This is a genomic window from Kitasatospora sp. NPDC032121 (genome assembly GCF_055580145.1).
Genome location: NZ_JBVILX010000014.1, coordinates 15,461 through 41,612 on the forward strand (window position 1 = coordinate 15,461; position 26,152 = coordinate 41,612).

30 protein-coding genes are annotated in these 26,152 nt (G+C 74.2%); 15 read left to right on the forward strand and 15 right to left on the reverse strand.

The window, feature by feature from the left end; translation table 11 throughout:
• Positions 1-255 precede the first annotated feature (255 nt).
• The 3 genes from ACZ5OX_RS27920 to ACZ5OX_RS27930 all read right to left on the reverse strand — a co-directional run bounded on the left by ACZ5OX_RS27920 (position 256) and on the right by ACZ5OX_RS27930 (position 2,106).
• Positions 256-1,278, reverse strand: a complete 1,023-nt coding sequence (locus tag ACZ5OX_RS27920) for an ArsR/SmtB family transcription factor (RefSeq protein ID WP_465633870.1) — start codon at positions 1,276-1,278, stop codon at positions 256-258.
• A gap of 145 nt (positions 1,279-1,423) precedes the next feature.
• Positions 1,424-1,681 carry a hypothetical protein gene (locus ACZ5OX_RS27925; RefSeq protein WP_465633872.1) on the reverse strand — a complete coding sequence of 86 codons (258 nt, stop codon included), beginning with the start codon at positions 1,679-1,681 and terminating at the stop codon, positions 1,424-1,426.
• The gene (locus ACZ5OX_RS27930; protein WP_465633874.1) at positions 1,678-2,106 is read right to left on the reverse strand and encodes an ATP-binding protein; all 429 of its coding nucleotides are present in this window, start codon (positions 2,104-2,106) and stop codon (positions 1,678-1,680) included. The genes ACZ5OX_RS27925 and ACZ5OX_RS27930 overlap by 4 nt, the downstream gene beginning before the upstream one ends.
• A 246-nt stretch (positions 2,107-2,352) precedes the next feature.
• Here ACZ5OX_RS27930 and ACZ5OX_RS27935 point away from each other — a divergent pair, with 246 nt between their 5' ends.
• From ACZ5OX_RS27935 to ACZ5OX_RS27965, 7 genes are all read left to right on the forward strand, one after another.
• Positions 2,353-3,222 (forward strand): helix-turn-helix domain-containing protein, encoded by an 870-nt coding sequence (locus tag ACZ5OX_RS27935; RefSeq protein WP_465633876.1) that lies wholly within the window; start codon positions 2,353-2,355, stop codon positions 3,220-3,222.
• Positions 3,212-3,415 (forward strand): DUF397 domain-containing protein, encoded by a 204-nt coding sequence (locus ACZ5OX_RS27940; RefSeq protein WP_465633878.1) that lies wholly within the window; start codon positions 3,212-3,214, stop codon positions 3,413-3,415. Before ACZ5OX_RS27935 ends, ACZ5OX_RS27940 begins: the two co-directional genes overlap by 11 nt.
• Before the next feature lie 115 nt (positions 3,416-3,530).
• Positions 3,531-3,809, forward strand: coding sequence for a DUF397 domain-containing protein (locus ACZ5OX_RS27945; RefSeq protein ID WP_465633880.1), 279 nt, complete (start codon positions 3,531-3,533; stop codon positions 3,807-3,809).
• 94 nt (positions 3,810-3,903) lie between these two features.
• The gene (locus ACZ5OX_RS27950; protein WP_465633881.1) at positions 3,904-4,281 is read left to right on the forward strand and encodes an ASCH domain-containing protein; all 378 of its coding nucleotides are present in this window, start codon (positions 3,904-3,906) and stop codon (positions 4,279-4,281) included.
• Complete coding sequence (locus tag ACZ5OX_RS27955; RefSeq protein WP_465633883.1) at positions 4,278-4,703, forward strand: arsenate reductase/protein-tyrosine-phosphatase family protein; 426 nt, start codon at positions 4,278-4,280, stop codon at positions 4,701-4,703. The genes ACZ5OX_RS27950 and ACZ5OX_RS27955 overlap by 4 nt, the downstream gene beginning before the upstream one ends.
• A 187-nt stretch (positions 4,704-4,890) precedes the next feature.
• A complete protein-coding gene (locus tag ACZ5OX_RS27960; protein WP_465633884.1) occupies positions 4,891-5,655 on the forward strand; it encodes a lysostaphin resistance A-like protein in 765 nt (254 codons plus the stop codon).
• A 99-nt stretch (positions 5,656-5,754) separates the two neighbouring features.
• On the forward strand, positions 5,755-6,414 hold the full coding sequence (locus ACZ5OX_RS27965; protein WP_465633885.1) for a class I SAM-dependent methyltransferase: 660 nt from the start codon (positions 5,755-5,757) through the stop codon (positions 6,412-6,414).
• Here ACZ5OX_RS27965 and ACZ5OX_RS27970 read toward each other — a convergent pair.
• Positions 6,387-7,148 carry a helix-turn-helix domain-containing protein gene (locus tag ACZ5OX_RS27970; protein WP_465633886.1) on the reverse strand — a complete coding sequence of 254 codons (762 nt, stop codon included), beginning with the start codon at positions 7,146-7,148 and terminating at the stop codon, positions 6,387-6,389. The two genes, ACZ5OX_RS27965 and ACZ5OX_RS27970, sit on opposite strands and share 28 nt — an antisense overlap.
• Positions 7,145-7,780 (reverse strand): hypothetical protein, encoded by a 636-nt coding sequence (locus tag ACZ5OX_RS27975; RefSeq protein ID WP_465633888.1) that lies wholly within the window; start codon positions 7,778-7,780, stop codon positions 7,145-7,147. The genes ACZ5OX_RS27970 and ACZ5OX_RS27975 overlap by 4 nt, the downstream gene beginning before the upstream one ends.
• Positions 7,781-8,144: 364 nt before the next feature.
• On the opposite strand from ACZ5OX_RS27975, the gene ACZ5OX_RS27980 reads away from it, so the two are divergent.
• Genes ACZ5OX_RS27980 through ACZ5OX_RS27995 form a run of 4 tightly spaced genes read left to right on the forward strand, consistent with a single transcriptional unit; the run spans position 8,145 to position 11,920 of the window.
• A complete protein-coding gene (locus tag ACZ5OX_RS27980) occupies positions 8,145-9,110 on the forward strand; it encodes a hypothetical protein (protein ID WP_465633890.1) in 966 nt (321 codons plus the stop codon).
• A gap of 52 nt (positions 9,111-9,162) precedes the next feature.
• On the forward strand, positions 9,163-9,990 hold the full coding sequence (locus ACZ5OX_RS27985) for a hypothetical protein (protein WP_465633892.1): 828 nt from the start codon (positions 9,163-9,165) through the stop codon (positions 9,988-9,990).
• Positions 9,987-10,883: a hypothetical protein gene (locus ACZ5OX_RS27990; RefSeq protein ID WP_465633893.1), complete on the forward strand. Its 897-nt coding sequence runs from the start codon at positions 9,987-9,989 to the stop codon at positions 10,881-10,883. Before ACZ5OX_RS27985 ends, ACZ5OX_RS27990 begins: the two co-directional genes overlap by 4 nt.
• The gene (locus ACZ5OX_RS27995; protein ID WP_465633894.1) at positions 10,880-11,920 is read left to right on the forward strand and encodes a hypothetical protein; all 1,041 of its coding nucleotides are present in this window, start codon (positions 10,880-10,882) and stop codon (positions 11,918-11,920) included. Before ACZ5OX_RS27990 ends, ACZ5OX_RS27995 begins: the two co-directional genes overlap by 4 nt.
• Before the next feature lie 174 nt (positions 11,921-12,094).
• Here ACZ5OX_RS27995 and ACZ5OX_RS28000 read toward each other — a convergent pair whose 3' ends face one another.
• Together ACZ5OX_RS28000 and ACZ5OX_RS28005 are read right to left on the reverse strand one after the other, a co-directional pair.
• Positions 12,095-13,183 carry an endonuclease/exonuclease/phosphatase family protein gene (locus ACZ5OX_RS28000; protein ID WP_465633896.1) on the reverse strand — a complete coding sequence of 363 codons (1,089 nt, stop codon included), beginning with the start codon at positions 13,181-13,183 and terminating at the stop codon, positions 12,095-12,097.
• An 11-nt stretch (positions 13,184-13,194) separates the two neighbouring features.
• Complete coding sequence (locus ACZ5OX_RS28005) at positions 13,195-13,887, reverse strand: M15 family metallopeptidase (RefSeq protein WP_465633898.1); 693 nt, start codon at positions 13,885-13,887, stop codon at positions 13,195-13,197.
• A gap of 142 nt (positions 13,888-14,029) precedes the next feature.
• Here ACZ5OX_RS28005 and ACZ5OX_RS28010 point away from each other — a divergent pair, with 142 nt between their 5' ends.
• Together ACZ5OX_RS28010 and ACZ5OX_RS28015 are read left to right on the forward strand one after the other, a co-directional pair.
• A complete protein-coding gene (locus tag ACZ5OX_RS28010) occupies positions 14,030-14,749 on the forward strand; it encodes a response regulator transcription factor (RefSeq protein ID WP_465634188.1) in 720 nt (239 codons plus the stop codon).
• The gene (locus ACZ5OX_RS28015) at positions 14,746-15,876 is read left to right on the forward strand and encodes a sensor histidine kinase (protein WP_465633899.1); all 1,131 of its coding nucleotides are present in this window, start codon (positions 14,746-14,748) and stop codon (positions 15,874-15,876) included. Before ACZ5OX_RS28010 ends, ACZ5OX_RS28015 begins: the two co-directional genes overlap by 4 nt.
• Here ACZ5OX_RS28015 and ACZ5OX_RS28020 read toward each other — a convergent pair.
• The 4 genes from ACZ5OX_RS28020 to ACZ5OX_RS28035 all read right to left on the reverse strand — a co-directional run bounded on the left by ACZ5OX_RS28020 (position 15,848) and on the right by ACZ5OX_RS28035 (position 19,489).
• Positions 15,848-16,618: a helix-turn-helix domain-containing protein gene (locus tag ACZ5OX_RS28020; protein ID WP_465633901.1), complete on the reverse strand. Its 771-nt coding sequence runs from the start codon at positions 16,616-16,618 to the stop codon at positions 15,848-15,850. The two genes, ACZ5OX_RS28015 and ACZ5OX_RS28020, sit on opposite strands and share 29 nt — an antisense overlap.
• Positions 16,619-16,628: 10 nt before the next feature.
• Entirely contained in the window at positions 16,629-16,871 is a 243-nt protein-coding gene (locus ACZ5OX_RS28025) for a hypothetical protein (protein WP_465633903.1), read from the reverse strand.
• Positions 16,872-17,433: 562 nt separating this feature from the next.
• Complete coding sequence (locus ACZ5OX_RS28030; RefSeq protein ID WP_465633905.1) at positions 17,434-17,868, reverse strand: carboxymuconolactone decarboxylase family protein; 435 nt, start codon at positions 17,866-17,868, stop codon at positions 17,434-17,436.
• A 517-nt stretch (positions 17,869-18,385) separates the two neighbouring features.
• The gene (locus ACZ5OX_RS28035; protein ID WP_465633906.1) at positions 18,386-19,489 is read right to left on the reverse strand and encodes an NADH:flavin oxidoreductase/NADH oxidase; all 1,104 of its coding nucleotides are present in this window, start codon (positions 19,487-19,489) and stop codon (positions 18,386-18,388) included.
• Positions 19,490-19,638: 149 nt separating this feature from the next.
• On the opposite strand from ACZ5OX_RS28035, the gene ACZ5OX_RS28040 reads away from it, so the two are divergent.
• Complete coding sequence (locus ACZ5OX_RS28040) at positions 19,639-20,073, forward strand: NUDIX hydrolase (protein ID WP_465633907.1); 435 nt, start codon at positions 19,639-19,641, stop codon at positions 20,071-20,073.
• Positions 20,074-20,491: 418 nt separating this feature from the next.
• Positions 20,492-21,151: a hypothetical protein gene (locus tag ACZ5OX_RS28045; protein WP_465633909.1), complete on the forward strand. Its 660-nt coding sequence runs from the start codon at positions 20,492-20,494 to the stop codon at positions 21,149-21,151.
• A gap of 358 nt (positions 21,152-21,509) precedes the next feature.
• Here the strand turns inward: ACZ5OX_RS28045 and ACZ5OX_RS28050 are convergent, their stop codons facing one another.
• The 4 genes from ACZ5OX_RS28050 to ACZ5OX_RS28065 form a co-directional block, all read right to left on the reverse strand.
• Complete coding sequence (locus ACZ5OX_RS28050; protein ID WP_465633911.1) at positions 21,510-22,916, reverse strand: MFS transporter; 1,407 nt, start codon at positions 22,914-22,916, stop codon at positions 21,510-21,512.
• A gap of 428 nt (positions 22,917-23,344) precedes the next feature.
• Positions 23,345-23,968: a TetR/AcrR family transcriptional regulator gene (locus ACZ5OX_RS28055; RefSeq protein WP_465633913.1), complete on the reverse strand. Its 624-nt coding sequence runs from the start codon at positions 23,966-23,968 to the stop codon at positions 23,345-23,347.
• A complete protein-coding gene (locus ACZ5OX_RS28060; protein WP_465633914.1) occupies positions 23,965-24,927 on the reverse strand; it encodes a quinone oxidoreductase family protein in 963 nt (320 codons plus the stop codon). The genes ACZ5OX_RS28055 and ACZ5OX_RS28060 overlap by 4 nt, the downstream gene beginning before the upstream one ends.
• 106 nt (positions 24,928-25,033) lie before the next feature.
• Positions 25,034-25,897, reverse strand: coding sequence for a MerR family transcriptional regulator (locus ACZ5OX_RS28065; protein WP_465633915.1), 864 nt, complete (start codon positions 25,895-25,897; stop codon positions 25,034-25,036).
• Positions 25,898-26,152: the final 255 nt, after the last annotated feature.

Consider the following 26,152-nt stretch of genomic DNA (forward strand, 5'->3'; position numbering starts at 1 on the left):
GGGGCGGACGCGGGGCCGTCAGGTGCGCTGCGAACCCCCGGCGCCCGGCATCCGTGTTCAGGCTGCACGCCGGCGCGGCCGCTCCCCAACGCGATTCGGTCTGGCCCGAACACCGGTTGGCCCGAACACCGGTGGTCCGAACACCGGTGGTCCGGGCGACCGCGCGGTCCGTGGCAGCGCGGACGTGCGGAACCTGCGGAGTGCTCGGCGGCGGCCCGGGAGCGTCGACGGGCGCTGTTGCGGGACCGGGGCCGGTCAGGGTCGTGCGGAGGGCGCGTTGAGCAGCGCGATGCCGGTGGGGGTGGCGACATGGGCGGTCGACTGGCGGTCCCGGTGGGTGTCGATCAGGCCCGCGTTGCGCAGTGTCGTGGCGTGCTCGCTGGCGCTGGCCTTGGCGATGCCGACGAGCGCGGCGAGTTGCTGGGTAGAGCAGCCCGGGTGACGGGCGATGGTGCCGAGCACCGCGGCCCGGGTGTGGCCCAGCACGGACCCGACGGCGTCGACCGCCGGCGCCGCCCGGCCGTCGCCGGACGGGAGGGCCGCGAACAGCGGTGTGGCAGCGCCCTCCTGGAGCTGGGCCACCGGATAGCTGAGGACGGGTTGCGGCACCGCGTCGAAGTCGACGACCGGCGCCTCGACGCCGAACACCGACGGCTGGAGCAGCAACCCCTGTCCGCCCAGCTGCACGTCGGCGTCCAGACCGGAGGCCATCGCGATCTCCAGTACGGGGGCCCGCCAGCGGATCCGTCGCGGGTTGATGCGCGCGAGGACGGCTTCGACGCCGCCGCCGAGCAACTGGCGGGAACGCACCGCGGCGTCGGCCGCGGCCATGGCCTGGACCTCCTGCCAGTGGGGGAGGAGGGCGTGGTCGGCCACGTGTTCCACGCTGTCGCACAACTGCCGCAGCAGCAGCGGGTCGTCGGGCAGCCGGTGGGCCCAGGAGGGCAGGGGCTGGTGCTGGGCGGTGTTCTCCAGGCTGGTCCGCAGGCGGCTGCGGGGAGTGGAACGGATCTGTTCGATCAGTTCGGCGGGTGTCGCGGCGTTCGTGCCGCTCAGGAAGTCGGTGATCCGCCCGCGCGGGGGCATCAGCGCGAAGGCCATGCGCGAGGCGGGATGCAGGGCGGACAGCGTGCGGTGGCGCCAGGCCCCGAGCCGTACCGGGTGGGTGCGTTCCTGGAGTTGCCGTGCCGCGGTGCCCAGTTCGATGCAGGGGGCCGGTCTGTCGGCGATGCGGGTGCGCGCGAGGTCCTCCACGGTGAAGTGCATGCGTAACGGCACGTCGTCGCCCTCTCCCGCTCGCTCGAAGCCTGGCCGGTCCCTGCCGGGGTGCTGCCCGCGCTGCTGCTCCTGACGGCCATCCTCGCCGAGAGCGGGCACGCGGGCCAGAGGGGGGACGGGGCGGTGGCGGGTCGTTCAGCGGGCGTCAGTTGGCCCAGGTGATGCGGATTTCGCGTTCGCCGAGGGGGAGGGTGAGGACGGGGGTGTCGTCGAGGTCGCGGATGATGTCGCGCTGGGCGCAGGGGCCGGTGAGGCGGCGCTCCAGGAGGTAGTGCTGGAAGCGGGACATCGGCAGGCGGTGGAGGGAGTTCCAGATCCGTTCGAGGCCGTCGGCGTTGCAGGTGTGGACGGTGGGCGGGCGCAGGCCCGGGATCTCCACGCGGATGTCGTGGTCGCCCCTCACGCGGCGGTCACCTCGGACCAGACGATTTTGCCGATCGGCCGGCGCGGGGAACAACCGGTCTCCTTGGAGAGGGACTTGACGAGGTGCAGGCCGCGTCCGGCCTCGCCGTCGAGGGTGAGGGCGCGCAGGACGGGCTCGCGGTCCCGGCGGGCGTCGTGGACTTCGATGCGCAGGCAGGTGGGGGCGGGGTCGAAGTCCGGGTCGTAGTCGAGGGAGAGGGAGAGGTGGATGCGGTGGCCCGGCGGGGTGCCGTGGAGGAGGGCGTTGGTGACGAGCTCCGAGACGATCACGAGCCCCGGGTCGAGGAACTGGTCGCCGTTCGGGGCGGAGTCGAGGAGCGAGGCGAGGAGGGCGCGCCCCTCGCCGGGGGCGCGCCGGCTGCGCGGCAGCCAGATGGCGGAGCAGGGGGCGGGGCTGGAGGACATGGCGAAGGCACCTTCCAGGGACGGAGTTTGAAGCCATGTGGGGGCCGGGCGGAAGCATGGGAATGCCCGGCGGTAGGCGGTCATGGTCACTCAGGCGACCCGAAGGACTACTGCCTGTAGCGTGCTCCGCGATAGCTTCGTTTTGCAAGCGCACTCCCGCGCAATTGCGCGACATCGCAAGATTCTTGTGACCACCGAGGAGGTGGCAGACTGTGACCCGACGTCAACCAAGAGGGAGCGACGAGCGTGGACAGTCCAACCGTGCTGCGCCGTAGGCTCGGCTCCGAGCTGCGACGACTGCGCGAACGGACCGGGCGTCAGGCCAAGTCCGTCGCGGACCAGCTCGGCTTCAGCGCAACCAAGGTGTCGCGGATCGAGTCGGGCCAGACGACCCTGAAGGAATCCGACATCCGTGCGATGCTCGAACTGTACGGCGTCAGCGACGAGGCCGAGTTGCGGCAGTTCATCTCGCTGACCCGCCGCAGCACGCAGCGCGGCTGGTGGCACGACTATGCGGACACGCTGCCGGACTGGTTCCAGACGTACGTGGGTCTGGAGGCCGACGCCGCGCGGATTCGCTCGTACGAGACGGAGTTGATTCCGGGGCTCTTTCAGATCCCCGGATACTCGCGCGCGGTCTTCCGGGCCTCCCTGGTGGGGCAGGGTGGCGACATAGAGGGCACTATCGATCGACGGTCGCAACTCAGAACGCAACGGCAGGAAGTCCTCCGACGAACTGACCCGCCTGTCATCCACGCGGTTCTCAACGAAGCGGCGCTGAGCCGGCCCATCGGCGGCACCAGGGTGATGCGTGAGCAGATCCTGCATCTCCTGAAGCTCGTCGAGCGCCCGAATCTCTCCGTCCGGGTGCTGCCGCTCAGCGCTGGCGCGCACGCCGCGATGAGCATGCCGTTCCATATCCTCTCGTTCTCGGACGTGCCCGGTCAGCTCGTCTACGTCGAAGCGCTGACCAGCAGCCTCTATCTGGAGAGGGAAGCTGATATCGCGCGGCACGAATTCGTCTTCGACCGGCTGACCGAGATGGCGATGAGCCCGCAGGAGTCCGCTACCTGGATGACTCGGCTACTGAAGGAGAACTATCGCAATGACAACTGACCTGGAATGGCGCAAGAGCAGTTACAGCGGCGGCGAGGGCGGCAACTGCATCGAGGTCGCCAGTGGGCTTCTGGACTCCATCCCCGTCCGCGACAGCAAGGACCCTCACGGCCCGGCCCTCGCTTTCGCCCCTGAGGCGTGGCGGTCCTTCGTTACGGGCGTTCGGGCGGGCGATTTCCCGGCCGGTTCCTGAAGCGTTTCCTTCCGGGCGGCCCCGCGGAGCACGCGGGGCCGCCCGGCCCGTGCTGGTCGGTCCAGCCAGGGGAAGGCACCCCCTGGTTGGGGAACGTCGCAGAGGAGTAGGGAACATGAGAGATCGATCCCGCGAGACCGTCTGGCGCAAGAGCACCTACAGCAACGGCCAAGGCGACTGCATCGAGGTTTCCTCGGAACTCCACATCGCCTGGCGTAAGTCGAGCGCCAGCAACGGCGACGGCGACTGCGTCGAAGTCGCCGAGGGCATCGTCGGCTTCGTTCCGGTTCGGGACAGTAAAGATCCTGACGGCCCGGTCCTCCACTTCGCCCCTGCGGCGTGGCGGTCCTTCGTCGCGGGTGTTCGGGTGGGTGACTTCCCGGTCGGTTCCTGATTACGTCGAAGCGCTGACGGGCCTTGGCGAACTCGTGCTGAGCGACCCCAGGCACTTCTTCCGGTCCTACACCACAACCGCATTGGAAGACCTGATGAGTACCCGCCGGCCCGCCACGCACGACTCCCAGGCCAAGCGCCCCCGCACCATGCCGATCTACCGGCAGTACTTCGACCTGATCGCCAAGGGCGAGAAGACCGTCGAGGTCCGCGTCGCCTACGAGTCCATGAAGCGGATCAGGGTCGGAGACCTGGTCAACTTCACCTGCCGCGACTCGAGTTGCCTGACCAGGGTCACACGGATCGGGAAGTACCGCACCTTCAGGGAGATGTTCGGCACCGAGCGGGTGGAAGCCGTCAACCCCCACGCCACCGAGGCCGAACAGCTCGAGGCGATCCACGCCATTTTCCCGCCCCACAAGGAGGCGCTGGGCGTACTCACCTTCGAGATCGAACGGGTGGAACCCCGGTGAGTTCCCCGCGCCGCCGCAACGTCCTGGTGATCTGCAAGGGCAACCACTGCCGGTCCCCGATCGCCGCGCTGGTCATCGCCCAGCAGGCCGGTGGCACCCTCCACGTGCGCTCGGCCGGCACCAGGGACTGGCATATCGGCAAGCCCGCCCATCCGCTGATGATCCAGGCCGCCGCCGGGTTCGGCTACGACCTGACCGCGCACCGCGGCGTCCTCCTCGACCGGCAGCAGCTCGACTGGGCGGACGACCTGCTCGCCGTGGACGACGAGACCGCCGACACCGTCCGGGCCCTCGCCGGACCCGACCGGCCCGTGCGCGTCCTCGGCACCGGCATCACCGACCCGTGGGGCGGCGAACTGGAGGACTACGTCCGGGCCGTCGCGGAGATCCACGACGCGGCCCGGCTGTTCCACACCGCCTGATCGGCACGACACGTCCTTCCTGCCGGGCGGGCCCGCGGGGCGCGCGGGGCCGCCCGGCCGCTGCTCGGTGTGCTCGGCTCGGACTTGTTCGTCCAGGGTCCTTCCGTCTGGGGGAGTATGGCGGCTGGGCGCTTCCAACTCGGCTGAACCGACGCTGACTTGACCTCTTCTCGCCTACCATCGAGGCGTGCTGACGCGATGGGGGAGCCGGGTGCGCCGGAACCCGGTGCTGGGGGCGGTCGGGGTTGCGGTCCTCTGGCAGGCGACGATCGTGGTGGTGGCGAAGTCGCTGCCGCCGATGGAGCCCGGATGGTTCCCGCAGTTGGGGCCGACCGTGGTCAACCTGGCGGGTGCGGTGGTGGTGCTGGTGCTGCTCCGAGCCTGGGGGATGTCGGCAGCCGGCGGGGTGACGAGCCTTGGCGTCATGGCGCGTTGGCCGGCTCTGCTGCCGGTGGCGGTGCTGGCGGGCCTGGCGGCGCTGCCCGGGATCGAGGGCAGTACGGCGACCCTGGTGGGCGGGGTGGTGCTGATGCTCAGCATCGGGGTCAGCGAGGAACTGGGCAGCCGGGCACTGGTGCTGGAGGTCGCGCGGCCACTCGGCCCGGTGCGTGCGGCGGGGCTGACGGCGGTGCTGTTCGGGGTCGGGCACCTCGACAACTGGCTGTTCTTCGACGCCCCCCTGGGCAACACGCTGTGGCAGGTGGTGGAGGCCGGTGCGTTCGGCTTCTGCCTGTGCGGCGCGCGCCTGTACATCGGGAGCATCTGGCCGCTGGTCCTGGTGCACGGGCTGTCCGACTACCTGCAGATCCACTCGCCCGGGAAGACGCCCGACTGGCTGCAGGCACTGGGCGTCGTCGTCGACCTGGCGCTGGGACTGGTACTGCTGCTCCGAGCTCCGACGGTTCCGGTTCCTGGCCCTCCGGGAGCAGTGCGCCCCCCGGCCCAATCCTGAAGTGCTCCCTCGGGCGGCCCCGCGGAGTGCTCGGCGCCGCCCGAGAGCGCGAGCGAATCGTTCAAGACTCCGCCCCAACCACCCGCCCACACTGGCCGGATGACCACGACCGACACCTTCACCCCCGCCGCCGGGCGCCTCGCCCTCGGGCTGTACGACCCGATCGTCTCGCTCACCCGCGAACGCCTCTGGCGCAGCCTGCTCGCCATGCACGCCGCCCCCCGGCCCGGCGACCTGATCGTCGACGTCGGCTGCGGCACCGGCTCCCTCGCGCTCCTGCTGAACCGGGCCGAACCCCAGGCCACCGTCATCGGCGTCGACCCCGATCCCGCCGTGCTGCGCCTGGCCCGCCGCAAGGCCGCCGCGGCGGGCGGCACCGCCGACTTCCGCCACGGCATGGGCGACGCGGTGGACGGCCTGGTCGGCCCCGAGACGGCCGACACCGTCGTCTCCAGCCTCGTCCTGCACCAGTGCCCGCTCCCCATGAAGCAGGCGATCCTCACCGCCATGCACCGAACCCTGCGCCCCGGCGGCAAGTTGGTGATCGCCGACTACGGCAAGCAGCGCACACCGGCGATGCGCCTGGCCTTCCGGATCGTCCAACTCGTCGACGGGAAGCAGGACACCCAGCCCAACGCCGACGGCATCCTGCCCCGGCTGATCGCCGAGGCGGGCTTCGAGAACGTGCGCGAGGTGGAGACCGTCGCGACGGTGACCGGGTCGATGTCCTTCTACACCGCGCGGCGGGCCGGCGGCTGAACGCCCGCGCACCCGACCTCCGCCCCGCGCAGGGCGGGTAGCACCTGCGCGGGTGTCAATCCGGTCAACTCCCGCATCCAGCGGGTGAAATGGGCCTGGTCGGCGAACCCGCCCGCGGCCGCCGCCTGCGCCGGCGAGCACCCGTCGCCGAGGGCCAGCGCCGCCCGGGACAGCCGCTGCCAGCTGCGCCAGCGTGCCAGCGGCACCCCCAACTGCCGCTGCGCCAGGGCCCGCAGGCGCTGCGGGGACAGCCCCACCCGCGCGGCGAGACCCTCCAGCGGCACCTGGTCGTCGGCCAGCGCCGCCATCGCCGTGCGCAGCCTCGGGTCCAGCCCGGTGGCGGGCCGCCCGCCACCGGGCCGGACCTCCCGCTCGGTCAGGCCGTGCCACTGCGGGGCCACGGTGACGCCCTCGCCGCAGTCCTGGCGCAGCCGGTCGGCGAAGGCGCAGTGCGGGTCGACGAAGAAGACCAGCACCTCCCGGACCGGGCGCATCCGGTGGCGCACCATCGGCGGCACCACGATCGCGGGGCCGCGGTGGCGCTGTCCGGCCGCGTCGTCGATCGCCACCCGTGCGGCACGCTCGCCGGCGGCCCCGCCCGCCTGCCCGCCCGCGACGGCGACCTGGAAGGCGGCGTGCCGGTGGAAGGCGCTGTCCGCCAGCGGCCCCCGGTACAGCGCGTACCCGGGGCCGACGGCGAACCGCGGCCCGGCCCCGGGGGCCGCCGCCCTCACAGGCCCGCCTCCCGGGCCCGCCCGGCCAGGCGGACGGCGAAGTACGGCGCGGCGGCCAGCCCGAGCAGGGCCGGCACGCTCCAGAACGGGACCCCCAGCGGGCTCGGCCGGCCGGTGACCATCCGCCCGCCGTCCTCCAGCCGGACCCGGGTCTCGTGGCCGTCCGGGTACGGCTCGTCGACCGGGCGCTCCTCGTCGAACTGCTGTCCGTCCACGCTCCAACGGTAGGTGCAGCCGTACGTCCTGGCGCCCAGGCCGCCGCCCTCCACCGGCAGTCGGCCCGTCACCCGGCAGTGCGTCACCACCGCCGGCACGCTGCGCGGCTCGTGCGCCCGCACCCGGACGGTGTGGACGGCCTGGGCCGCCGCGAACGCCGTACCCCAGACAGCGGTCAGCAGCAGCACCGCCCACAGGCAGATCGCCGTGTACGCGCCGCGGCCGGCCCGGCGGCGCAGCGGGACCGACGCGGCCACGCCCACCGCCAGTGCGGCGGCGCACAGCCACGCCGGCCGCCCGTCCACCGGTTCGTCCTGCGACCACGCCCACACCGCCGGCACCCCGGCGGCGGCCGACACCGCGAGCGCCGCCGCGGCCGTCCGCGCCCACCGGCGGTCGCGTTCCTTGCCCGCCACGGCTCGTCCCCCTTCCTCCCCGGTTCCCCTGCCCGTTTCCGACGCCGTGGCGGCCCGGTGAGCGGGTCCTCGTGCCGAGCGGTGACGGGACCGCGACATCGTCACGGGCCGGGGCGGGAGAGCCGGTGTTCGAATCGATGTGTCGACTCTGTGTCATCACCGCAGGACAGCGGCCCATTGCGGTTCGATCACGGTGTGTCCGATTCGTCGAACATTGGGGGAAAGTGTGGTGGTTGATTTTGTTGGCAGTGGTGTCGGCGGCCTCTCATAATTCCTGCCGACACGTGTGACGGAAGCCCCGGAGAACCCCGATGGGGAGTGGGGCCCGCGCGTGCGATTCCGCATTCTTCCTGGGGGGATCCCTTTGCCCGAGCCCGAGAACGAGGGCGCCGCCGCCGGGCCACCGGCACCGGCCGAACCGGCTGTCGCCGACACCGCTGCCGAGGCCGCTGTTGCAAGTGCCGCCGCCGACGGCGCTGCTGCTGACGCCACCGACGCCGCTGCCGACGCCGTCGCGCCCGCGCCGGAGCAGGTGCCCGTACCGCAGCCCGCCCCGCGCCGGCTGCCGCGCGCCGTGGGCATCGCGCTGGCCACCGCCGGCCTGCTCGCCGTCACCGCGGCCAGCGCCGCCGTGACGGTCGCCGTCGGTAAGCCCGACAAGCCCGACGCCCGTCCGGCCGTGGCCGCCTCCGCCCCGCCGAAGGCGGCGAGTGCGAGTGCGAGTGCGAGTGCGAGTGCCGGCGCGAGTGCGACGCCCTCGGCCGAGCCCGTCCCGGTGCCCACCGCCGTCCCGGCCGAGCCCGCCCCGGCCAGCACCGTCAAGGGCACGGTCAAGAACGGCCAGCACGAGGGCGACCTGCGCTACTTCCTGCTCCCCATCCCGGCCGGCGGCGAGTCCTACGGCCCCGCGGACGGGATGACGCTGACCAACGACGACGTCTCCGCGCTCTTCGGCAAGCAGGACGGCATCATGGACATCCTCGGCTCGTACGGCTACAAGGGCGGCGCGACCCGGATGTACCGGACCGCCGACGGCAAGGCCGAAGTCACCGTCACCGTCCTGCAGTTCGGCTCCACCGCGATGGCGCGCGACTTCGTCAAGGGCTACAAGATCAAGTCGCTGGAGCCGTTCGACATCGACGGCGACCCGGGCGGCCACGGCTACCTGCAGACCCCCAAGCACGAGTCGTACACCGGCTCGATGAGCGGCATCTCCAGCCAGGGCGACGTCCAGTACACGATCGACGTCGACGTGAAGGGGACACCCGACAAGGCGCTGCTGAACGAGCTGATGAAGCGCCAGCGCGAGTGGCTCACCACCGGCGGCTGAGCCCGGCTCCCGTCCGCCCGCCCTTTCCCTTCCTTCCTCTGGAGCCACTCTCGTGACCACCGAACCCGCGGAGCCGTCGCCCGCCGTTCCGCCGCCTCCCGCGGCCCCGCCCGCGGCCCCGCCCATCGCACCGCCCCTCGCCGTGGGCAGCGGCGAACCCGCCTTCCCCGACGGGCAGTTGACGGCAGAGGCCGCCCCCGCCCCGCGCGCCCCGCGCCGCCCCCGGCCCGTGCTGCTGAGCGCCTGCGCCCTGGTGCTCGGCACCCTGGTCGGCGGCGGCGTCGGCTACGCCGTGCAGGCCCAGCGGCCGCCCACGCCGCTGCCGCCGCTCCAGGTCGCCCGCCCGTCCTACCCGGCCGACACCGTCGACCCGGCCGCCCTCGCCGCCGAGCAGCCCAAGCCGCTCGCCATCGACGGCGACCTGACCAAGCTGCTGATCAGCGCCCCCGAGGGCAGCACCCCCTGGGGTGACTTCCCGGACAAGCCGGCCTGGATCTCGATCGGCGAACTCGCCGAGGAGAGCGGCACCGAGGCCAAGGTGTTCAAGGAGCTCGCCTCCAGCGGCTTCCGGCGCGCGGCCGAGGTGGCCTGGAAGAAGGACGACGTCCGCTACCGCGTCACGCTGATCCAGTACACCGCCGACCACGCTGACATGGCCAAGTCCCTCACCTGGCCGGCCTTCGCGGACGGCGCCAGCGGCGGCTACAAGGTGGACGGCATCCGCCACCCGTGGGCGGACAGCAACGACTCGTACTACCTCGGCGAGGCCTACGCCAAGCGCGGCCCGCTGCAGATGAAGGTCGAGGTCTTCGGCGCCCAGCCGGTGAACCCCGACATCCTCAAGGACATCGCCAAGCGGCAGTGGGAGCGGTTGGTATGAACGACGACACCGTGACCGCCGCACCCGTTCCGGGCGCGCCCGAGCCGGCGCCCGGCGCCGTGACCGCCGACCCGACGACGCCGGTCGAACCCACGTTGCCGGTCGACCCCGCCGCGCTCGCTGACCCCGCCGCGCTCGCCGGGCCCGCCGGGCCGGGCCCCGCGTCCCGCCGGCTGCTGCGCGCGGGTGCCGCGACCGCCGCGGCCGCGCTGGTCGGCGTGGCCATCGGCATCGGCATCATCAAGACCCAGTACGACGACCCCGCGCAGGCCACCGCCGCCCCGTCCACCGCTCCCACCCCCACCGCGACCGCCACGCCGTACGGCGCCAAGTCCAACGGCAGCCACTTCGGCTCGCTGCGGGACCTGCTGCTGCCCGTCCCGGCCGGCTACGAACTCGGCCCGGACGACGGCGGCTACGGCAACGACACCGAGCTGAACGGCGAGCAGCTGTCCGCCGAGCTGGAGTCCGACCTCCAGCAACTCCCCAAGGAGAAGCGCGACAAGATGCGCTCCTACTGGGAGAGCATGCACGTCAAGGCCACCGGTGTGCGCACCTACCGGGCCGCCGGGGACGACCTGGTGGTGGGTCTGCGGCTGCGCCAGTTCAACCAGCAGGAAGTGCAGCGGATCAACGAGTACACCGCGGTCTTCACCGGCGACACCGGCCTGTTCCGGATCGGCCCGGCCGTCCCCGGCCACCCCGAGGCGCACTGCTACCTGATGCCCGCGCCGCCGTCCGCGCCGATCGACTACCTGGAGTGCTCGGCCGCCGAGGGCGACCTCCTGGTGATCATGAGCGCCGAGGGCGTGGCGCCGCTGCCCAAGGACAAGATCGTCGCCCTCTTCACCCTCCAGCTCGACCGCCTCGCCCGCCCGGGAGCGTCCGTATGACCGACCACGCCACCCCGCCGCCCGCGCCCGAGAGCGTGCCCGCGCCCGGGAGCGCTCCCGAGGCGGATCCGGTCCTGGCGGCGCTCGCCGAGTCCGTCGCCGCCCCCGAAGCCCCCGAGGCCCCTGAGGCCCCCGCGGACCCCGTGGACCCTGTGGACCCCGCCGTCCTCGCGGAGCAGGCGGCCCGCCGCACCCGCCGCCGCAAGGCCGCGGTGCGCTGGAGCTGCGCAGCCCTGGTGTTCGCCCTCGCCGGCACCGGCACCGCCCTGGCCGTCACCGCGCCCGATCGCACCGACCTGCCGGGCCTGGCCACCGCGAGCGACGGCCGCTACACCTTCGCGCCGCTGACCCTGCCGCCCCTGCCCGCCGGGAAGAACGCCCCGGACGGCCGGGGCACGTCCCTGCACCACGCGGACCTGCGCCACCTGCTGCTGCCCGCCCCCAAGGAGGCCGGCGGCTCCCTGACCCCGCCCGTCTTCCCGGCCCCCAACCCGGCGCCCACCGCCTCGGGTTCGCCCACCGTCTCCCCGGCGCCGACGCCCTCGGCCTCCGCCGCCGCGCCCTCCGCCACGCCCGCTCCCGGCTCCGAGGTCGGCCCGTGGGTGCCCTGCGACGCGCTCGCCGACGAGCAGCAGGACCCGGTCAAGACCCGGATCCTGCTGCTGGAGGACGCCTGCCGCGCGGCCACCGTCCGGGAGTGGACCGCCTCCGACGGCACCCGCACCCAGATCCGGCTGCTGCGCTTCGGCTCCTCCAAGGAGTCCTGGGACGCCTTCGCCGACCTGCGCGGCAAGGGCCGCCCCAAGGCCGCGGCCGACACCAAGAGCACCCCCCACGACGACTGGGACACCCTCGACGGCGTCAGCCTCACCACCGTGGAGTCCACCGCGGCCGGCACCAAGGGCACCCCGAGCGCCCGGGTCGCCTACCTCTCCGCCTCCGACCTCCTGGCCGTCATCACCATGACCAACCCCGCCGGCGTCCCGGTCGCGCCGTTCCGGCAGGTCGTCACCCTCCAGTCGGACCTCCTGGCCTGACCCTGCTTCGGCCACCGGGCCGGTTCCCCTCGGGGGAGCCGGCCCTGCCGCGTTCCCCGCCGTGCTTCCCCGGGCTGCTCGTCCCCGCCTTCTGGAACAAGATCGTCACGCCGCGCCCGCGGCGGCCCGGCTGCGGCTGGTCGCCCGACCGGGGCCGGCCGGCGAGGTCCACCGCTACGCCGACAGCCGTGCCGCCACCGGGCGGTGGTCGCTGGGCGTGGCGGGGAGCGTCCAGGTGGCGGTGGCGGCCAGGCCCCGGGTGAGAACGTGGTCGATGCGGACCAGGGGGAGGGCGGCCGGCCAGCTGAAGCCGAAACCGAAGCCCACACCGGACCCGGAGTCGCCACGGGCCACGGTGAGGTGGCTGGTGAGCGGGGCGAGCGCCCGGTCGTCCGCGGCGGTGTTGAGGTCGCCCAACAGCAGGACCCGGCGCAGCGGTTCGGCGTCCAGCGCCCGGGCGAGGGCGGCGATGTCACGGTCGCGGTGGGCGGTGGCGAAGCCGGTGACGCCGGCCCGCACCGAGGCGAGGTGGGCGACGTACACGGCCAACGGCCCACCGGGGGCGCTGACTTCGGCCCGCAGGGAACGGTTCCAGCCCGGGTCGATGACCAGCCGCCGGGACTCCGTCACCGGGTAGCGGCTCCACAGCGCGACGGTGCCGGTGCGGGCGTGGTGGGGCAGCGCCCGCTCCAGCACGTCCCGGTAGGCGGGCAGGGCCGCGTCGGTGACCTCCTCCAGCGCGACCAGGTCCGGCCCGGCGGCCAGCAGGGCCCGGGCGGTGCCGGCCGGGTCCGGGTTGGCGGCGTTCACGTTGTGGGTGACCACCGTCAGCCCCGGCCCGCCGGCCCCGCCCCCCGTCGGCGCCGGACCGCCGGACAGCAGCACCGGCCCGAACACCACCGCCCACACCACGGCCAGCACCCCGCCCGCGCAGGCCGCCACCGGCGCCCGGCGCAGCGCCGCGCACAGCAGCGCCGCCACCGCCACCAGGCCGCTCCACGGCAGGGCGCTCTCCCACAGGCTGCCCAGGCCCAGGCCGAGGCCCGGTACCAGGCGGTGGCCGCCCAGGGCGAGGGCGGTCAGCAGCCCGAGCGCGGCGGGCACGCGCCCGCGCCGCCACATCGGTACGGCCCGCCACCGGGGCGCGGCGCGCCGGGGTGCGGTAGGCCGGGCGGGCGCGGTACGGCAGGCGGGTGCGGCGCGCCAGGCGGGTGCGGGCCGGCGCCGGGGCGGCCGGGAGTCCTCGGCAGGGGTGTCGGTCACGGTGCGCCCCCTCACCCTGCGGCGTCCGGCAGCGGAGCCGGGCAGGTCCCGCCCGGCCGGGTGAGCAGCTCGAAGTGCCAGATCTCGTTGTTGTACACCTGGCACAGCCCGTACCGGGCGCCGTGCTGGATCAGCCAGTAGTCCGCGTTGGTCGGCCCGACGTCCACCGCCTTGCCGGAGACGTGCGCGGACTTCTCCGGCGTGTTGACGAACCTGCGGGCCTGCTCCACGCTCCCGTACTTGCTCACCGCCTTGTCCAGCAGCCGCTGCTGGTAGGCCTTGTTGCGCCAGCCGGAGGTGACGGTCATCTCGATGCCCTGGGCCCGGGCGTCGTCGGCCGCCCGTCGCAGGGCCTCCAGCAGCGGCCCGTCCAGGTTGCGCACGGCCGGGGCCTCGGTGTCGAAGGGGCTCAGCGTCCGGCCGTCGGGTATCTCCCCGTCCGCCTCGCCGCCGGTCGCGGTGGGCTGGGCGGTGACGGTGGCCGCCAGGGAGCGCAGGACGGCTCCGGTGCGCGGCGGGTCGGCGGCGCACGCCCCCGCCAGGGCCAGCACCGCCGCCGCGCAGGCGCCCGCGGCCAGCCGCCGTCGTTTGACCTGAGCCGCCGTCTGGCCCGCCTGGCCCGTCCTGTCCGCCAGGTCCGCCAGGTCCGTCTGGTCCGTCTGGTCCGTCTGGTCCGTCGTCTGAGTCGTCCGTGTCGGGTTCATTCCCGCCTCCCGGTGTGTTCGTCCGTTGCCGGACCATTGGAGGAGGCGCGGTGTTGCGAGGACGTCTGCGCAGGTCGATACGTTTTCGATACACCCCATGGGGTCCAATAAGGTGCGAACGGCGACGACGGGAGAACAGCACGTGCGGGTCCTGGTGGTGGAGGACGAGATCTACCTCGCGGAGGCGGTCCAGGCCGGCCTGCGGCTGGAGGCGATCGCCTGCGACATCGTCACCGACGGCGACGCGGCGCTGGAGCGCCTGGCCGTCCACAGCTACGACGTCGTCGTCCTCGACCGCGACATCCCCGGCACCCACGGCGACGACGTCTGCCGCAGCATCGTCGAGCGCGCCCTGGGCTGCCGGGTGCTGATGCTCACCGCCGCCGCCCGCCTGAACGAGAAGGTCGCCGGCTTCGAACTCGGCGCCGACGACTACCTCACCAAGCCCTTCGACCTCGCCGAACTCGTCGTACGGCTGCGCTCGTTGGCCCGCCGCCCCGCCCAGGCCGCCCCGCCCGTCCTGGAGTACGCCGGGCTGCGCCTGGACCCCTTCCGCCGCGAGGTCTACCGGGACGGCCGCTACGTGGGCCTGTCCCGCAAGCAGTTCGCCGTCCTGGAGGTCCTGATGACGGCGCGCGGCGGCGTCATCAGCGCCGAGGACCTGCTGGAACGCGCCTGGGACGAGAACGCCGACCCCTTCACCAACGCCGTCCGCATCACCATCTCCGGCCTGCGCAAACGCCTCGGCGACCCGTGGGTGATCCACACCGTGCCGGGGGTCGGCTACCGCCTCGCCGACCCCTTCGTCGACCCCGGTACCGCCCCCGGCGCCGATACCACCCCCGGTGAGGGCACCCGGTGACAGCGCGCAAACGGCCCCACCGCCTCACCGCCCGGATGCGGCTGACCCTCAGCTACACCCTCTTCGCCGTCACCGCCGGGCTCCTCTCCCTCGCCGTCGTCTACGTCGGCATGCGCTACGTCCCCAACTACCCCCTCACCTCCTCCAACCCCCGCTACCGCTCCGACGCCCCCTCCCGCCAGGAGATCCTGCACTCCCTGCTCACCGCCAGCGGCTACGCGTTGGCCCTGCTGACCGCCGTCGGCCTGGTCGGCGGCTGGCTGATCGCCGGCCGGGTGCTGCGCCCGCTGCAGGACATCACCCGCGCCGCCCAGCGCGCCGCGAGCGGGGCGCTGGAACACCGCATCGCCCTCGCCGGGCCGCGCGACGAGTTCACCGACCTCTCCGACGCCTTCGACGAGATGCTGGCGCGCCTCCAGCGCTCCTTCGAGGCCCAGCAGCGCTTCGCCGCCAACGCCTCCCACGAACTGCGCACCCCGCTGGCGATCACCCACACCCTGCTCCAGGTCGCCGCCGCCGACCCGGCCGGCCAGGACTGGCGCCTGCTCGTCACCCGCCTCCAGGACACCAACCGGCGCGCCATCGAGATCAGCGAGGCCCTGCTCCAGCTCGCCGACCTCGGCAACGCCCCGCCCGACCTCGCCCCCACCGACCTCGCCACCGCCACGGGCGAGGCGCTGGCCGCCGTCCGCGACGAAGCCGAGGACCTCGGCATCACCCTCACCGCCGACCTGCGCCCCGCCCCGACCACCGGCAACGCGGTGCTGCTGCGCCAGACGGCCGTCAACCTGCTGCACAACGCGCTGCGGCACAACCTGCCGGCCGGCGCCGGCGGGCGGGTCACCGTCGCCACCGGGGCCGACCCCGAGCGGCCCGGGCGGGTGCACCTCACCGTCGCCAACACCGGCCGGCAGCTGACGGCGGAGGCCGTGGCCACCTTCACCGAACCGTTCCTGCGCGGGCGCGGCCGCACCGCCGAGACCGACCCGTCCCGCCGCGGCCACGGCCTGGGCCTGGCCATCGTCGCCGCCGTCGCGGAGGCCCACCGCGGGGAACTCCACCTGACCCCCGAACCGTCCGGCGGCCTGCGGGTGACGCTCAGCCTGCCCGGCCTGGTCGAGGAGTAGGGGCTCTCCCGACGGACCGCCGCCGCCTGGGCCTGCCCGGCCCTCCCACCCGCCTGACCCTGGCACGGCGCAGGCGCCGGACCTCGGCGCGGGCCTCGGCGAGTCGGAGGTGGACGTCGGGCGGCGGGGGAGGGGCGCCGACGGTACGGCGCAGGGCCGCGACCCACTCGGCCTCCTCCACCGGGCCCACCCCGCAGGCTCGGACGAACTCGACGAGGACCCGTTCGGTGCAGTCCCGCTCACCCGCCAGCACCCCGTGCAGAGTGCTGCGCGGCAGGTGGCTCACCGCTCCCCGCACCGCGCGCGTCTCCAGCTCACGCAGGGACGGGCTCCCCGCGCGCACCCGCAACCGCCGCATGGCGACGAGCAGTTCGAAGCGCTGCGTGACGTACGGCAGGGCCCGAACCGCGCCGGCCGCGGCGGGTGCGACCGGCACGGCCTTGGCCCCGCTCCCGCGCCGCCCGGGCCGGGCGGCGTCGGCGCGCAGCCACAGCCGCTCGGCGGTGCGCAGCGAGCCGCCGCAGGCCCGGACGTAGGCCTCGGTGACCGGCCAGGTCGGCACCGTACGGCCCTCGTCCGCGCGGGAGAGGGTGGCGAGGGAGACGGGCCGGGCGAATCCGGCGGTCTTGCGCGCCATCTGGCTGTAGGTGAGGCCGGAACGCTCGCGCAGGGCACGCAGCCACTGCGCGAACGTCCGGATGTCCGTGTCCCCTTCAACCAGGGCGCTGTTCAGGCGCCCCACCGGCCGCCTCCTAGCGGGCCCGGCGGGCGGTGAGCGCCTCGGCCAGGCGGCGCACCAGCTCTATGCCGAGCAGCCCGGCACCGGCCAGGGTGGCGACGGCGGTACGGGCGGGGGTGCCGAAGGCGGTCAGGGCGGTGGTGAGGAGAAGGACGACGACCACGAGCACGGTGGCCGGGACGGGCACCGGGACACCGGGCGCCGTCCGGACCTCGACGCACGCCGCGTGCGCGGCCGGGGTGTACTGCTGTTCCATGCGGTCTCCGCTTCGCTGGGTTGCGGTTGTTGCCACTCGACCGGGGTCCTCGCGCGCCCGTCCGGCCTTCCAGAGCCGGGCGGGCTGGACACCCACGCACAGGGTCGCCGTGGCCTGCGGGGGCGGTCCAACGCTTTACGCCCCCGTTTCTCGCTTTGTCCCACTCGAAGTTGAGAACTCGTCGGGATGAATCCGCAGCTCACGGCCGCCGGCCCGGCCACGCCCCGGGGCCCGGGTACCCGCCGTGTCCGACCCTGCGGGCCCCTTCGGGCTTGCCACAAGGAATGCGAAACGCCATCCTCTGTGGATATCGGCGGGGTGAGCGCCCCGCACAGGCCCCGCCCAGGGCCAGGGCCCGGGGGGCGCCCGGCTCCCATGCCCCCACGTCTCACGTACGCGGTCTCCCCGGCCGTTGCCACTCGACACCACTCAGGGGATCCGGCTTGCCCTGTTCCAGCAGGGCGGGCCAGGTGCGGCGCCGCCGTCGCACCAGAGCACATGCACCACCGGGCCGCTCGGCCGGCCGCCGACAGCCGGCCAGCCCAGTCAGCCGGTCAGCCGGTCAGTCGGCCGGGCGGTCCGCCGTGACCGGCAGGAGGCCGCACTCGCCGAACACCTTCTTGGCGACGAAGGTGGCGTTCAGGGCCTTCGGGAAGCCGCAGTAGGCGGCGGAGTGCAGCAGCGCCTCGACGATCTCCTGCGGCGTCAGCCCGACGTTCAGCGAGGCGTTGACGTGGACCTCCAACTGTGGCTCGCACCCGCCCAGCGCCGTCAGCATGCCCAGGGTGACCAACTGCCGCTCACGCGGCGCCAGCCCCGGACGGCTGTAGATCTCCCCGAACCCCCACGCGACCACCTGGTGCCCGAGCTCGGGACTGACGTCACCCAGCGCCTCCACCACCCGCCGACCGGCCTCCCCGTCGACCCGGTCGAGCACCTCCAACCCGTGCGCGAAACGCTCCCGCCGAACCTCGGCCTCCTCCACGGACCCACTCATCCGCGCTGCTCCTCTCCCGTCGCCCCGGCCGCCGACCACCGGCGGCGGCGACCACGGCAGAAACCGTAGAACTTGGAGCACACTCCAACTCAAACCCGACACGCTGACCCGCCTTCACAGGAAAATTTGCGGCCGGACCCCTCTGAAATGGCATCACTGCGCCCTACGGGAGCCGAAAGATTTCCTGTGACCCCCATCCGAAGGGGTGGCACCAACACGCCACAACCCTTCGCCCGAAGCCCACCGGGGCAGAGCCGCCGGCCACAGCCTGGCCTTCCGCGCCGTGCTGTGCCGGCCGGCTTCATTGCGGGTGGAGTGGGAAGTCGGCGGGCCCGACTTCCTGTGCGGGGTCGGGTGGTTGGTGAGGCTGCGCCCCGTGCGGGGAGGGCCGGTTCCCGCGCGCGGTGGAGTGGGAAGTCGGCGGGCCCGACTTTCTGTGCGGGGTGGGGCGGTTGGTGTGGCCCCGGGGAGCAGGAAGCCGAGGTGGTCGGCCTCCTGCTCCGGGGGCTTGCGGGGGTCAGGCGAGGTGGTACGGGGCGGGGGTGGGGACCTTGGTGTCGAGGGTGGTGGCGGCGTGGCGGGCCCAGTAGGGGTTGCGGAGCAGTTCGCGGCCGATCAGGACGGCGTCGGCGCGGCCTTCGGTGAGGATGGCCTGGGCCTGGGCGGGGCCGGTGATCAGGCCGACGGTGGCGACCGGCAGGTCGGTCGCGCGGCGCACGGCCTCGGCGAAGGGCACCTGATAGCCGGGCCCGGCCTCGACCTTGGCGTCGGGGACGATGCCGCCGGTGGAGACGTCGAGCAGGTCGACGCCGTGGGCCTGGAGCTCCTTGGCGAGGCGGACGGTGTCCTGCGAGGTCCATCCCTCCCGGCCGTCCTGCGGGTTCTCGGTGATCCAGTCGGTCGCGGAGACGCGGAAGAAGACCGGCAGGTCCTCGGGCCACACCGAGCGGACGGCGTCGACGACCTCCAGCGCGAAGCGGATGCGCCCCTCGAAGGAGCCGCCGTAGCCGTCGGTGCGGTGGTTGGCCGCGGGGGAGAGGAACTGGTGCACCAGGTAGCCGTGGGCGCCGTGGACCTCGGCGACCTGGAAGCCCGCGTCGAGCGCGCGCCGGGCGGCGTCGGCGAACTGCCGGACGGTCGCGCCGATCTGTTCCTCGGTCAGCTCGTCCGGCGTGGTGTGGGCGGGGGAGAAGGCCTCGGCGCTGGGGCCGACCGGGGTCCAGCCGTGCTCCTCGCCCGGGGTGACGGGACGCCCGCGGTCGACCCAGGTGCGCTCGGTGGATCCCTTGCGGCCGGCGTGGGCGAGCTGGATCGCCGGGACGGTGCCCTGGCTCTTCAGGAAGGAGGTGATCCGGCGGAAGGCCGCGACCTGCTCGTCGTTCCAGATGCCGAGGTCGTACGGGGTGATGCGCCCCTCGGGGCTGACCGCGGTGGCCTCGGTGATGATCAGCCCGGTGCCGCCGGCGGCGCGGGCCGCGAGGTGGGCGAAGTGCCAGTCGGTCGGGACACCGGCCGCGTCCCCGTCCGGGACGGCGCTGTACTGGCACATCGCCGGCATCCAGATCCGGTTGGGGACGGTCAGGGACCGCAGGGTGAACGGGGCGAAGAGGGAGGTGCTCATGTCGGACTCCCGATGGGGTCGGCGCCAGTGCGAAGGGGAGTGCATGCAACTTTTGCAGCTGCACTTACATTCGCAGACAATAATTGCGCGCGCAGAGATCTGCAAGGGTGCTCCGTCGGCACCACCTCCCACCTGCGAGAATCAATCCCATGATCGACTCCGCAGCCACCAGCACCCCGGACGCCCCGACCGCCCCGCTCACCGTCGCCGCCGCCGCGATCATCCAGGAAGGCCGGCTCCTGGTCGTCAGCAAGCAGGCCGCCCCCGAGGTCTTCTACCTGCCCGGCGGCAAGCCCGACCCCGGCGAGGACGCCCTCCAGGCACTGGCCCGCGAACTGGGCGAGGAACTCGGCGCGGCCCCGGTCGACCCCCGCCACCTCACCGACATCCGCGCCACCGCCGCCCTCGAAGGCGTGCCCATGCTGATGACCGTCTTCACCGCCACCCTGGACCGCGAGCCCGTCCCCGCCGCCGAACTCGCCGACCTGCGCTGGACCGACGGCCGCGACGACACCCTGCGCCTGGCCCCCGCCGTCCGCGACCACCTCCTGCCACTGCTGCGCGAACGCGGCGACCTGGCCTGACAGGGCGAGGCGGCGGGGCCCGGGGCCGACGGAAAACCCGTTGGCCCCGGCCCGCCGGGCCCGCGATACTCGCCCACCGGCGCCGCCCCAACCGCCCCCGGCGCCGGGACAGGGGAGTGCATGGAGGTCTTCGAGTGCGGGCGGTGCGGACACGCGCTGACCGCGCCGCTGTCGCGGGTCCCGTACCCCGTCTACGCGGGCTTCTCCTACGGCAACGGCCATCCCATGCCCGTCCTGATGGAATCGGGCACCTACGCCGTCGACGAGCATCCCGCCAGGCCCGCCCGCCCGCTCGATCGTCATCGCCCCCGGGGACGCCTACGGCACCGTCCTCGTCCAGCGGAGCGAACCCGGCGCCTGCTGCGGCATCGACAGCCGCAACGGCCCGAACGCCACCTGCGCCGGCTGCGGCGCAAAGGTGGCGACCCGGCTCGACGCCTGCTCCCTGTGGCAGGCCACCTGGCTGGAGCCGGACGCGGTACGCCCCGTCCCCGCGGGCCCCGCCCGTCCGGCCGCCGACTGGGCCGCGCTCACCCAGTGGTGGTGCGCCACCGAGCCGGCGGACCCGACGGGGCGCTGGGACCCGCGCTGGGAGATGGAATCGGCCGTGACGCTCGCCCACCTGGTCGCCGCCGCGGACGGCTCGCCTGTCATCCTCCCCGACGGCCCCCTCGCGGACGCCATCCGCGGCCCCCTCGCCGCCGCCCGCCGAGCCCCGTACGACCGGCTGCTCCCGCCGGGGCGATCGGCCGAGCGCGCGGCCGAGCGGCCGGTGAAGCGGGCGGCCCTGGCCGGACCGGGCCTGCTCCTGCCCGACCCCCTCCCGGACATCGCGGTGGTGCCGCGGCACCCGCAGACCGGCGAGCCCTGGCCCATACCCGCGGGCGTGGCCGTCGCGCCGCTCGCCGTCGGCTTCTGGACGCACCTCGCCCACCACGGCAGACGCCTGGTCACCCCCGTCACCGGCCGACTGCCCGCCGGCGTCGAGCGCGACGACCCCCTCACGCCCCACCCCTGCGGCTCGGGCATCGAGTGGGGGGCCTACCGCGCCACCCTGGAACGTTTGCGGGGAGCATGAGTTGGCGCGCGCCCGGTGGGGTCGGGTGGTGGTGCGGGTGCTTGCTGCCCGAGGTGTGTGGGGTGGCGGGAGGTGGGTGGTGGGTTCGGTGGCCGGGTGCGGGAGTTGGCGCGCCTGTGGGGTCGGGTGGTGGCCGGGCGTTTGCTGCCCGAGGTGTGTGGGGTGGCGGGAGGTGGGTGGTGGATTCGGCGTCCGGGTGCGGGAGTTGGCGCGCCGGTGGGGTCGGGTGGCGCTGCCGTTGGCGCGCTCTCCGGAGGGGGCCCGGGGTGGGGCGGGAGTCGGCGCCCCGGGACGCCGGACGGCGCCGCCCGGGGAACCGGGCGGCGCCGTCGATGCCGTACGAGCAGTCAGCCGGCCGTCAGCGCGCCGTCTGCGGGACGCGCTGGCTCGGGACGGCGCCCCGGGCGGCGCGCGGCGCACCCGCGGCACCCGCGGCCGCGCCGGCGGGGGAGGCGCCGAGGGCGGTGCCCCGGGTCTCCTCGGCCCACATGACGCAGACCAGCAGTCCGACCGCCGTGGTCCCGGCCGCGATCAGCATGGTCGGGCCGGTGCCCAGCCCGGTCAGCGACAGCGGCAGCAGGTAGGTGCCGACGGCCGCGCCGATCCGGCTGACCGAGGTGGCGACGCCCACCGCGGTGGCCCGGATCTCGGTCGGGAACAGCTCGTTGGGGTACGTCCAGTCGAGCACGTTCGGCCCGCCGCACAGGAAGGCGTACGCGCACAGCGCCAGCAGCGCGACGGCGGCCGGGGCGGTGGGCCACACGCCCAGCAGCGCCAGCGGGACGGTCATCAGCGCGAAGGACCAGATGATGACGGGCCGGCGCCCGCGGGTGTCGATCAGGCGCAGCGCCGGGTAGCAGCCGAGCAGGAAGACCATGCTGATCAGGCCGGTGCCGAGGGTCTCCATCACGGTGCCGCCGGGCATGCCGAAGGAGGAGAGGATCTGCGGGCCGAAGGTGAGCATCGCGAACAGCGGGCCGACCTGGCACAGGAAGAACAGGCCGCAGAACAGGGTGCGGCGCCGGTAGGGCTGGGTCATCAGCAGGCGCAGTCCGGCGGGGCGGCCGCGCTCGGCCGGGTCGGGCATCAGTTCCCGGCCGTCCACGCGCACGCCCAGGTGCTTCTCGACCACGCGCACCGCGTCGCCGACCCGTCCGTTGGCGGCCAGCCAGCGCGGCGACTCCGGGGAGCCGCGCCGGATCACCAGGAACACCACGCACAGCACCGTGGAGCTCGCCAGCATCCACCGCCAGCTGCCCGGCCCGGCCAGCTCCAGGAAGAGGTAGCCCACCACGTAGGCGAGCACGGAGCCGGCGTACCAGGCGATGATCTGCTTGCCGAGCAGCCGGCCGCGGTGCTTGGTGGGCAGCCACTCGGCGAGCAGCGAGGTGGCGATGGGGTAGTCGGCGGCCACGGCCAGGCCGAGCACGAAGCGCAGCACGGCGATCGCCCACACCGCGTCCACCCAGAAGGAGAGCACCGAGCAGGCGACCATCACGAGCAGGTCGGCGGTGTACATCACCTCCCGGCCGATCTTGTCGGTCAGCACGCCGAAGAGCGCGCCGCCGACGAACATTCCGACCAGGGCGGCGGCGCCGATCAGGCTGACCTCGGCGGTGGACAGTCCGAGGTCCGGGCGCATCCCGATCAGGGCGACGCCGACGATGCTCAGGATGTAGCCGTCGAGCAGGGGTCCGCCTGAGCAGGCGAGGGCCAGCCTGCGGTGGAACGCGGTATACGGGGCGTTGTCGATGGTCTGGGACATGTGCTTGGGGTCCTCCGGAGCGTACGGCGCGCGACCGCGCACCGTGCGCCGGGTAGACGGCAGGGGAAGACGCCGCCCACGTCGGACGGCGCCATCGCCCGGTCACAACGGGCGACCGTCCACGGTTGCCCGGCCCCCGCGGTGCCGCCACCGGGCCGAAGGTCGAGGGGATTCACGACCAAGGTCCCGAAGCGGACAGGCCCTTCGCCCGTGCCGGATCGCCGCCCGCCCAGTCCTGCCGGGACGAGGCGCCGCCGCGGGCCTCGAACGCGCGCCGGGCGTGACCCTGGTCACTCGAAGCCCCAAGAGGCCCGGGAATGTGGCCCATTGCACATCCGGGCGGTGTCCGTCCGTATGGAGACGACCCCGCTGCGTCACCTCCGGAGCGCTCGCACGCGCCCCGCCGTCAGCTCCCGGTCAGCTTCCCGTCAGGACGTGATCCCGAGCCGGGCGAGGCCCGAGTCCAGCGCCGCCTCCAGGTGGTCGGTGGAGCCGGTGGTCATCAGGATCAGCACCCCGCCCTGGATCCCGGCCAGCAGCGCCGCCGCCTCCCGTTCGGCGTCCAGCCCGGCGGCGGCCACCCTGCCGGCCTGCAGGTGCCTGATGCCCGCGGCGAGCCGGCGCTGCCACTGCCCCAGCAGTTCGGCGGCCACCGTGCGGCCCGCGCCGGTGGCGGTGCCCAACTGGGACAGGGCCACGTGCAGCGGGCAGCCGACGCCCTGGGCGCGGTAGCGGGCGAGGACCTTGTCGCGCCACTGCCGCCAGGCCTCCGGGGAGGTGAGGGAGCCCAGTTCCGGCTGCTGGTCGTCGAGGACCCGGGCCGCCTCGAAGCGGGCCACGGCCAGCAGCAGCTCGTCCTTCCCGCCGGGGAAGTAGTGGAACAGCTGGCTCTTGCTGGTGGCGGTGCGGGCCATCACGTCCTCCAGGCGCAGCGCGAACACGCCCTCCGCGCGGATCTCCCGCGCGGCGCCCTCGATGATGCGCTGCCTGGTCGCGGCGCCCTTGCGGGTCGGCGGAACGTGCTCCTTCACCGTGCTCGCGAGGGCGCTCACGGCAGCAGGACCAGCTTGCCGGTGGTGCGCCGGGACTCCAGGTCCGCGTGCGCCCGGGCGGCCTCGGCCAGCGGGTAGCGGCCGGTGACCTGCGCGGTGAGCCCGCCCGCCAGGACGAGGTCGAACAGCTCGCCGGCGCGCCGTACCAGCGCCTCGCGGGTGGGGACGTGGTGGTGCACCACCGGGTACGTCAGCAGGATGCTGTTCGGCAGGTCGGTGGGCCGCAGCTCGGGCACGCCCATGAACGGGCCGTAGTAGGCGTGCACCCCGTGCGGGCGCAGGGCCAGCTGGGAGGAGCGGAAGGTGTCGCCGCCGCCGCCGTCGTAGACGACGTCGGCCCCGCGCCCGCCGGTCAGCTCCCTGATCCGGTCCTCGAAGCCGCCGCCGGAGTGGACCAGCACGTGGTCGGCGCCGGCCTCCTTCGCGACGGCGGCCTTCTCCTCGCGGGAGACCAGGCCGATGACGTCGCCGCCGCGGGCCTTGACCAGCTGGGTGAGCAGCCGCCCGACGCCGCCCGCCGCCGCGTGCACCACCGCGGTGTCGCCCGGGGCGATCGGGTAGGTCTCGGTGCTCAGGTGGCTCGCGGTCAGGCCCTGCATCAGCAGGCCGCCCGCGACCTCGTCCGGCACCCCGTCGGGCACCTTGACCAGCGAGGCGGCCGGGACGGCGAGCAACTCGGCGTAGCTGCCCGGGTGGTAGAACCAGGCCACCCGGTCGCCGACGGCCAGGCCGCCCACCCCCGCGCCGAGGGCGGTGACGTAGCCCATGCCCTCGGCGCCGAGCACGGCCGGCGCCGCCCAGCCCGGGCCGCCCTCGGCGCGGGCGCCGACGTCCATGTAGTTGACGCCGGCCGCGCCCAGGCGCACCAGCGCCTCGCCGGGGCCGGGGACCGGGTCCGGCAGCTCGGTCCAGCGCATGACCTCGGGGCCGCCGTGCTCCTCGATCCGGATCGCGTGCATGGGCCGACACCTTTCTGTACGGGGCTCGTTCGGGAGGGGGTGCACGGCACGGTAGGCAGCCGAAAATGGACCCACAAGTCCAGAAATCCGTACGGTGGTCGGGTGTCTACCGGCCCGCCAGCGGCACGGCGACGTCCGCGACGTGCTCCTCCGGCCCGGCACTCGCCCAGTTCGGGTAGTACACCTCCCGGTTCGGCCCGCCCCGCCGGTACCCGCGGGCGGCGACCCAGGCGCCCACCGCGTCGTGGGCGGCGGCCATCGCGGCGAAGCCCCGCCGGGGCAGGGCGGTGTACGCCTCGCGGTGCGCGGGCTCGATGCGCACCCCGAACGGGCCGTGCGGGCCGACGGCGTTCGGGGTGGGGGCGCAGACCTCGACCAGGGCGTCGCAGTCCTCGCCCACCAGGCCGTGGAACACCGCGAACAGCGGCCCGGACAGGCACGCGTCCACCTCCCGCAGCCGCCCGAGCAGCGACTCGCCGGCCTCGGCGAGGAAGCCGGGCAGCGCGGCGGCGTCCACGTGCCGCCGGACGAACAGGACGTGCTGCTCGGGCACGTCGCGCTCGGCGATCTCGAACATGGTGGTGCTCCTTCCGGTCAGGACCTCTCGGGCGTAGCCCACCGCCTCCCGGCGGGCCGCGTGCTCGGCCTCCCGCTCCCGCCAGTACGCCAGCAGCACCCGCTCGGCCGCGCCCGCCTGCTCGGCCGCGCCCGCGCCGTCGCCCGGGCCCTCGTCGGCGTCGCCGTCGGCGTCCAGTACCGCCGGGATCCGCGCCAGCGGCAGCCCGGCGGCGCGCAGCAGCGCGATGCGCCGGGCCCGCTCGACCTGCGCCGGGCCGTAGCGGCGCACCCCGGTGCGCGGGTCGACCAGGGCGGGCGGCAACAGCCCCCGCGCGCCGTAGAGCCGCAGGGCCTTGAGGCTGAGCCTGGTTCTGGCGGCGAGTTCGCCGATGGTGATCATGTCCTCCTGCACGCCCGCCACTGTGCCCCCTGCCCCAGGGGCAGGGGCAAACGGGCAGGGGCAAACGGGCAGGCCGCAAACGGGCAGGGGCGAACTGCCGCCCGCTCTGTGGCGGTACGTCAGCTTTACCGCCGGATCCGGCAGCCTGTTCGCGGCGCCGAGCGGGACGGTTCACCAGGCCGTGGACCGGAGGTCGTCCGTGCACGGTTGACTGCCCGCGGCCCGGGAGGACCCGCCCCCGGGCCGCACCGTCCGCGGGCGAACGAC